Source organism: Christensenella sp., assembly GCF_034927525.1.
Lineage (GTDB): Bacteria > Bacillota > Clostridia > Christensenellales > Christensenellaceae > Christensenella.
Genome location: NZ_JAYFPU010000351.1, coordinates 1 through 6,999 on the forward strand (window position 1 = coordinate 1; position 6,999 = coordinate 6,999).

10 protein-coding genes and 1 pseudogene are annotated in these 6,999 nt (G+C 48.6%); all 11 read right to left on the minus strand.

Annotated features, from left to right (window positions below):
• Positions 1 to 35 precede the first annotated feature (35 nt).
• Complete coding sequence (gene xseB, locus VB081_RS13980) at positions 36 to 230, minus strand: exodeoxyribonuclease VII small subunit (RefSeq protein ID WP_323401390.1); 195 nt, start codon at positions 228 to 230, stop codon at positions 36 to 38.
• A complete protein-coding gene (xseA, locus tag VB081_RS13985; protein WP_323401391.1) occupies positions 230 to 1,432 on the minus strand; it encodes an exodeoxyribonuclease VII large subunit in 1,203 nt (400 codons plus the stop codon). The genes xseB and xseA overlap by 1 nt, the downstream gene beginning before the upstream one ends.
• Complete coding sequence (gene folD / locus VB081_RS13990; protein ID WP_323401392.1) at positions 1,425 to 2,273, minus strand: bifunctional methylenetetrahydrofolate dehydrogenase/methenyltetrahydrofolate cyclohydrolase FolD; 849 nt, start codon at positions 2,271 to 2,273, stop codon at positions 1,425 to 1,427. Before folD ends, xseA begins: the two co-directional genes overlap by 8 nt.
• A gap of 40 nt (positions 2,274 to 2,313) precedes the next feature.
• Complete coding sequence (locus VB081_RS13995) at positions 2,314 to 3,234, minus strand: hypothetical protein (RefSeq protein WP_323401393.1); 921 nt, start codon at positions 3,232 to 3,234, stop codon at positions 2,314 to 2,316.
• Positions 3,234 to 3,644 carry a transcription antitermination factor NusB gene (gene nusB, locus VB081_RS14000; RefSeq protein WP_323401394.1) on the minus strand — a complete coding sequence of 137 codons (411 nt, stop codon included), beginning with the start codon at positions 3,642 to 3,644 and terminating at the stop codon, positions 3,234 to 3,236. The genes VB081_RS13995 and nusB overlap by 1 nt, the downstream gene beginning before the upstream one ends.
• Before the next feature lie 21 nt (positions 3,645 to 3,665).
• Positions 3,666 to 3,884, minus strand: coding sequence for a DUF2273 domain-containing protein (locus VB081_RS14005; protein WP_323401395.1), 219 nt, complete (start codon positions 3,882 to 3,884; stop codon positions 3,666 to 3,668).
• 18 nt (positions 3,885 to 3,902) lie between these two features.
• Positions 3,903 to 4,454: an alkaline shock response membrane anchor protein AmaP gene (amaP, locus tag VB081_RS14010; protein ID WP_323401396.1), complete on the minus strand. Its 552-nt coding sequence runs from the start codon at positions 4,452 to 4,454 to the stop codon at positions 3,903 to 3,905.
• Positions 4,455 to 4,568: 114 nt separating this feature from the next.
• Complete coding sequence (locus tag VB081_RS14015; protein ID WP_323401397.1) at positions 4,569 to 5,030, minus strand: Asp23/Gls24 family envelope stress response protein; 462 nt, start codon at positions 5,028 to 5,030, stop codon at positions 4,569 to 4,571.
• Positions 5,031 to 5,108: 78 nt separating this feature from the next.
• A complete protein-coding gene (efp, locus tag VB081_RS14020) occupies positions 5,109 to 5,666 on the minus strand; it encodes an elongation factor P (protein ID WP_323401398.1) in 558 nt (185 codons plus the stop codon).
• 15 nt (positions 5,667 to 5,681) lie between these two features.
• A complete protein-coding gene (locus VB081_RS14025) occupies positions 5,682 to 6,725 on the minus strand; it encodes a M24 family metallopeptidase (RefSeq protein ID WP_323401399.1) in 1,044 nt (347 codons plus the stop codon).
• Positions 6,722 to 6,999: pseudogene (locus VB081_RS14030) on the minus strand (TIM barrel protein); the annotation flags it as partial. The pseudogene VB081_RS14030 and the gene VB081_RS14025, both read right to left, overlap by 4 nt.

Consider the following 6,999-nt stretch of genomic DNA (forward strand, 5'->3'; position numbering starts at 1 on the left):
TTTCATTTGTGTACTTTCCAACAACATCAGCCATTTCAATCCATCTCGCTTTCTTTTATTATTTCAAGTTCACTTTCATACTTTTTCAACAGTTTAGACGCCTTGTCAGCTGCGGTAACTCCTTTTTTGTAAAGCGTCACAGCATCCGCTAACTTGATGTCCTCCTGCGAAATCTTTTCTGAAATCTCTTTCAATTCTTCAATATAGGCTTCCAAATCTTTTTCAGGCATTACTGCACCTCTTTATCTTTTACTGCGGCCAAAATGCTGCCGTCTTTCAAAAGCACCCTGATCTCGTCTCCTACGGAAACATCGCCAATACTGCGTATCTCGTTCTCTCCACGCATCGCGACAGAGTATCCGCGCTCAAAAGCACTCAAAGGGCTTAAGTTGTCGATCGCGTTCTTATAATTATTATACTGCAAAACGAGCCGATGATAAAGGTGCTTTATTCCTGTTTTGCTTTGCATATCATAATTTTGCAGTTTTTCTTGCATCCCGCTGACGCGTGCAACAAGCACTTCTCTATTGAGCCGTCGTGTATAATCACTGATCTGTTCTTCTTTTTTGTCCAACAATTCCCAAAATCGCCGTTCGATATTTTCCCTAATCAACGCAAGATTACCCGCGATCTCGTCGCCCAGCGGAATCGTCAGCTCTGCCGCCGCAGACGGCGTTGGCGCTCGCATATCCGCCGCCATATCGCAAAGACTATAGTCCGTTTCATGCCCGACTGCGCTCACCACCGGAATACGCGAGCGGTAGACCGCCATCACGACTTCTTCATCATTGAATGCCATCAGGTCTTCCGCACTTCCGCCGCCGCGTCCGACGATCAGTACATCCACATCCGTGTTTTCATTGAAATACTCCATGCCCCGCACGATCTCTTGCGGCGCATCCGATCCCTGCACCTTGACCGGATAAAGCATCAGCTTTACCGCCGGATTCCTGCGCTGCGCAATATTTTTGATATCCTGGATCACGGCTCCCCGTTCAGAGGTCACAATACCGATCTTTTTGGGATACTTTGGGATCGGTCGTTTCCTTCCTTCGTCAAATACGCCCTTTCTCTGCAGTTTTTCCTTCAACTGCAAAAAGCGCATATAAAGCTCACCCATTCCCGCTATCTGCAGCTCGCGAACGATCAGCCGGTACTTTCCGTTTTTGCGATAAATAGAAACATCGCCGCGCGTCAATACCGTTTGCCCCTCCGCGAGGATCTCCGCATATCGCTGTGCATCTTCACAATCAAACAGCATACAGTCGATCGCCGCCTGCTCGTCGCGCAGCACAAAATAGATCGTACTCGCGCGCATATTGACGTCTGTCACTTCCCCCTTGACCCATATTTCTTCTAAAAACGGATCGCCGGAGAGCTTATCGGCAACGTAGGTATTCAGTTCTCCTACGCTCAGTACCAGTTCATCCATATAGTTCGCCTGCATCCACCGTGTTTTCCATCAGCATCGTTATCGTCATCGGGCCAACGCCGCCCGGCACAGGCGTGATATATCCCGCCACCTCGCTCACCTCGTCAAACTTGACGTCGCCTTTCAGCTTGCCGTCCACACGTGATGTACCCACATCGATGACCACCGCGCCCGGCTTAACAAAATCCTTTGTCACAAAGTCCGGCCTGCCGATCGCCGCCACCAAAATATCAGCCTGAGCACACACACCCGGCAAATCCTTCGTTTTTGAATGACAAATCGTCACCGTAGCGTTTTCGTTGAGCAGTAAGATCGCCACAGGTTTTCCAACAATGTTGCTCCTGCCGATCACCACAGCATTTTTTCCTGTGATATCGATGCCCGTTTTTTTGATCAGCTTGATGATCCCTTTGGGCGTACATGCCACAAGCCCCGGCAAACCTGTAAACAGGCTGCCTGCATTCTGCACATGAAAGCCATCTACATCCTTCTTCGGATTGATGCGCTTTAAAACTTCATCTTCGTCAATATGCCCCGGCAGCGGCAGTTGCACCAGCAAACCGTGTATCTTTGGATTGTTGTTATACTGCTCCACTAGGGCAAGCAGCTCCTCCTGCGTCGTTTCTTCAGAGAGGCGGTTTACTTCAGAGTATATCCCCACTTCCGCACATGCCTTTTCTTTATTATTTACATAGATCGTCGAACCGCCGTCGTCGCCCACCTGGACGACCGCCAGCCCCGGCGTGATCCCCTTGTTCGCTTTTAATTCCTTCACACGTTCCTTAAGCTGCTCCCTGATCTCCGCCGAAAGCTCTTTCCCACTGATGATTTGTGCACTCATATTCTTACTTACCCCTTTCATGTTATGTTCTCAATGCCCCTTATCTGTTTGCGTACTCCATCGCCAACACTGCGAGCCCTGCCGCGTTGTCGGCCGAATATTCTATTTTAGCAAATTGCGCTTGCGGGATCCGTTCCGATAAATATGCCCGTATCCTTTTGTTGCTCATCACGCCGCCAAAAAACAATACATCGCCTATCCCGTTTTCCTTTATTGCTTCTTTCACTGCCTTTTCCAACGTTTTACCGACCGCCGTCAATACCGAAGCGCATACCGTCCCCGCGTCATATGTTTCCAGTGCGCGACCCATCTGCGCCTCCACGCCCGAAAAATTCATATCTGTCCCGCTAGTGCTGATTTTGAATCCAAGTTCTTCCGTGCTTTGCTGTGCACACTCCTCAACATACCTTCCTGCCGGGAAGGGCATATCAAGCATCTGTCCGAGACGGTCTATCACCTGTCCCGCAGCAATGTCCTTTGTCGCGCCCGCGACCTCAATATCGAATCCACCTTTGCCGGAATCAACCTTTACTATCTCCGTCGTACCGCCGGATACATGCACCGCCAAAAAAGTTTCCGGTTTCCTGTTACCGATCAGCGCTGCAGCAATATGCCCATGCTGGTGTGTCACTTCAAAAAGCGCAGCACCCGTCACGCTCGCAGCCATCGCCCCCGCCATCGCGCTCACCGTGAATACAGGCATGTACGAGCCCTCCTGCGGCCGTGGTGTAGCGCTCACGCAGACAGCGGAAATATCACCATGCTTCGCCAAAATGTTTTCTTCAAAGATCGTGCGCAAATTCCTGATATGAAGAAATACAGCCTGAGACTGCTGCAGGCCTTTTTCTCCCTGCGCAACCTCAAGCGGTATTTTTAAATTACATACTATGTTTTTTTCTTCGTCTGCCAAAGCGACAGAGGTCGTATAGCAGCTCGTGTCGATTCCCAGAAAAACCGCCATCAGGCTTCCCCTTTTTTCAGGTATCCGCCCAGCAGCCCGTTGATATACTTGTACGACTTGTCAGCCGAATACTTTTTGGCAAGCTCCACCGCTTCATTTACGGTCACCTTGGCCGGGGTTCCCAGATAGATTATTTCAAACAAGGCCAGCCGCAGTATCGCCAGATCGACCTTTGCGATACGCTCGATCTTCCAAGAATGCGAGTTTTCTGAAATAATACCGTCGATTTCCTCCCGCTTATCTACGAACTGCTCTACTATGCCGTCAATATAGCGCATATTGTCTTCATCCAGCGTGTCCGCTTCCAGTACATCCGGCGCTTCCTCGATCGTATCCTTGCTCAAAATATCCGTAATACTGTACTCATACAAAAGCTTCATCGCTGCTTCGCGTGCGCTCCTTCTGCTCATCTAATACCCCTCTGTCACCTGTTAATTCTTTTTGTTGAACAAATTCAAAAACCATTCTCCGATCAAAGCGCGGATGTCCGGCCTCGATCCCAAAAAAGCACCGATCCCAACACAGATCGCGATCAGCAGCGTTGCCCAAAAGCCTATGGTCAAAAACAATATCGCCACCGCAAGACCGATCACAATTCCCCAGAACAGTCCTTTATTTTCGTTCAGCCACTCTAAAAACTTTTCTTTCATTTTTATGCCTCCCGATCGTCAGGATGCCTTGATCGTATTTTCCTTCAAACTGGTCACCATGATCTTTGTCTGCTTTACCGTGATGCCCGTATGCTTCTGGATATATTCCGCAAGTCCCGCCTGCAGGTCTTTCGTGACCTCGGGGATATCGACGTCCGGCAATACGGAAACATCAATATTGATATCAATCGCATCATCATAAGAAACTACATTCGTTTTCAGTCCTTTGATTTCCTTCTTCTCGCGGACATATCGCTCCACAAGCTCTTCGATTGCCTTGACAGTGATCAGAATACTGCCGCTGTCAAACACAGCAACTTTCGCCGTTTTGGGTGTTGTTTTACCCAGACCAAAGAACATAAGCATAACGCTTACGATGATAACGACAATGCCGATCACCGCATAAAGCACCTTATACCATATCATTCCGTTCTGCATCGTATAGATAAAGTCCGACAGCGACTCCGGCCGGAACAATCCTGCCAAAATCCCTAAAAGAAATACGCATAGCGCAATAACCGCAATCAGATAAACCGTGAAAACAATACGCGTGCCTGTCTTCATTTTCATTGAAGCTTCCTCCTCATAACTGCGTTTTCTCACTTATAAGCAAGATCACGCGATGATTGAAGATACCCGGCCTCCCATTTGAAAAGGCCGGGTACAAAATTCATTCTTCTTCTGTTATTTTACTCTTGGTGCACGTGCAGGTTTTGCTTCTTTTTCTTTCTCTTTTTCCTTAGGCTCCGGCGTACGCGCCGCCTGTTCCTTGAACTTGATCCCCTGTACGTTGATATTCACTTCAACGACTTTCAGGCCCGTCATCGTTTCGATCGCTTTCATCACGCTCATCTGGATATTCTGAGCAATTTCGGGAACCGGCGTACCGTATTCCACAACAATGGCGATATCCACTGCGACTTCTTCCGTACCGACTTCCACCTTAACGCCCTTGGAAAGGTTCTTCCGTCCGACAAGCTCGGTGATGCCATCCACAAATCCGCCGCTCATGCCCGCGACGCCGGCAATATCAACTGCCGCAAGTCCTGCAATCGTCGCGATCACCTCGTTCGCGAAGGTAATCGTACCATTACTTTCTTTCTTGATCGCTGTAGTTTCCTGTGTGGATAAATTCGTATCTGCCATTTTAAATCGCCTCCGATTCTTTTTTAATAAAACATTTATACCCCGTATTCCTTATAAAAAACAAATTTTGCAAATGTTTTATACTCTTTCCATGTAATCCCCGGTACGCGTATCGACTCTGATCTTGTCCCCCGCGTTGATAAACAGCGGTACCATGATCTTCGCCCCAGTCTCCATGATCGCCGGCTTATTGCCAGCCGTCGCCGTGTCGCCCTTGAATCCCGGCTCCGTTTCCGTCACCTCAAGCTCCACAAAGTTTGGCGGTTCTACAGAAAAAGCCGCGCCTTTGAAAAATTTGATCGTTACGTTCATATTCTCCGTCATATACGGAAGCGCCCCTTCTACCATTTCAAAATTCAGCGGAAGCTGCTCGTATGTTTCCGTATCCATAAAATGATACAGCTCACCGTCACTGTACAAGTACTGCATTTCTTTTCTGTCCACGCGCGCCGGCGGGAATTTTTCCGTCGGGTTGAATGTTTTTTCCAGTACGCTGCCTGTCACAACATTCTTGATCTTCGTGCGAACGAAAGCCGCGCCCTTTCCGGGTTTTACATGCTGAAAATCAACAACCACCCATACTTGCTCATCAATTTCGATCGTCATGCCTTTTCTGAATTCTCCGGCTGAAACCATACCGTACCTCCTGTTTTATAACAAAATTAATTCTTTACTGAACTCATATACGCTGCCCTGTCCCGTGATCAGCGTATCTTCTATGCGCACTCCGCCAAGCCCCGGAACATAAATCCCCGGCTCAACGGTAAATACCATGTTTTCCTGCAAAATAGTGCTGGAACGTGGATTTAGTACCGGCAACTCATGAATCTGCCGCCCAACGCCATGCCCTGTGCCATGATCGTAGTACTCACCATAGCCGTTTTCAGCAATATAGCTGCGCGCCGCCTCGTCCACGTAATAAGTATCCGCGCCGACCTGCGCACGGCCTGCCGCACGCTTTTGCGCTTCATTAACTATATCATATATTTTTTTTGACTCTCCGTCAATATTTCCGATGCCAAAAGTACGCGTAATATCAGAACAATACCCTTCAAACCTGCATCCAAAATCGAGCGTCAGCAAATCACCGTTTTTTATCCTGTATGCAGAAGGCGTCGCGTGTGGTATCGCCGAATTCAGCCCACCGGCTACGATCGTAGGAAAAGCAAGATCCATGCCCTGCTTCTTCATACGGTACTCGAGCTCCGCACGAATATCAAGCTCCGATACGCCCGGCCTTATATAAGGCAAAAGTCCAGTTAGCGCAACCTCGCTGGCTCTGGCCGCGATCCGTATCTTCTCCAGTTCCTCTTCCGTTTTGACCATCCGTTCAAGCAACATATCTTCCGAAATATCGACATATTCCCTGCTGCCCAGTTCGCGCTCAAACTCTTGAAACTCTTTTACGGTAACATTTCCCTGCTCGATACCCAGTTTTTGATTCTCGCGCAGATACTTGCTTATCGACGGCAGCCTGTCCTGTCCGCCGGTGCATATCACCTCCGCACGATTTCCGACCTCATTACGCGCCATCTCCACAAAACGTGAATCCGTAAAAAAAAGCACTTCTTCGGATGTGATCAATACCTGCGAGCTATCACCGGAAAATCCTGTGGTATACGCCACGTTTTCCACCGAGGTCAGCAAGTACGCTTCAGCCTTATCCAGCGCCCTGATTTTTTGTGCAATCGTCATTTTATCGCCGCCTCATACATTTCCTTCATTGCGATCGCGTCTTTTGCCTGCGTTCCCTTAGATTCACAGATGATCACCGGCTCCATCTTCTGCTCTGCCAAAACCTCTGCCAGCGGATCAAAAAACGGCCCCCACTGCTTATCTTCAAAGGTAAGATGCATCTTTTCACCCTTATCTGTATATTGGATATGCGAAAAATGCACATGCATACGGTTCGTCTTTTCATCTCCCGCATTGTTTCTCAGGCTTGTTACGATCGCTTCATAGTCCGCCT

What these genes read in the sequence shown, in the direction of transcription:
- xseB (WP_323401390.1), bottom strand. Translation starts at nt 230, where the DNA reads ATGCCTGAAAAAGATTTGGAAGCCTATATTGAAGAATTGAAAGAGATT.
- VB081_RS13995 (WP_323401393.1), bottom strand. Translation starts at nt 3,234, where the DNA reads ATGGCGGTTTTTCTGGGAATCGACACGAGCTGCTATACGACCTCTGTC.
- nusB (WP_323401394.1), bottom strand. Translation starts at nt 3,644, where the DNA reads ATGAGCAGAAGGAGCGCACGCGAAGCAGCGATGAAGCTTTTGTATGAG.
- folD (WP_323401392.1), bottom strand. Translation starts at nt 2,273, where the DNA reads ATGAGTGCACAAATCATCAGTGGGAAAGAGCTTTCGGCGGAGATCAGG.
- amaP (WP_323401396.1), bottom strand. Translation starts at nt 4,454, where the DNA reads ATGAAAATGAAGACAGGCACGCGTATTGTTTTCACGGTTTATCTGATT.
- xseA (WP_323401391.1), bottom strand. Translation starts at nt 1,432, where the DNA reads ATGGATGAACTGGTACTGAGCGTAGGAGAACTGAATACCTACGTTGCC.
- VB081_RS14005 (WP_323401395.1), bottom strand. Translation starts at nt 3,884, where the DNA reads ATGAAAGAAAAGTTTTTAGAGTGGCTGAACGAAAATAAAGGACTGTTC.
- VB081_RS14015 (WP_323401397.1), bottom strand. Translation starts at nt 5,030, where the DNA reads ATGGCAGATACGAATTTATCCACACAGGAAACTACAGCGATCAAGAAA.
- VB081_RS14025 (WP_323401399.1), bottom strand. Translation starts at nt 6,725, where the DNA reads ATGACGATTGCACAAAAAATCAGGGCGCTGGATAAGGCTGAAGCGTAC.
- efp (WP_323401398.1), bottom strand. Translation starts at nt 5,666, where the DNA reads ATGGTTTCAGCCGGAGAATTCAGAAAAGGCATGACGATCGAAATTGAT.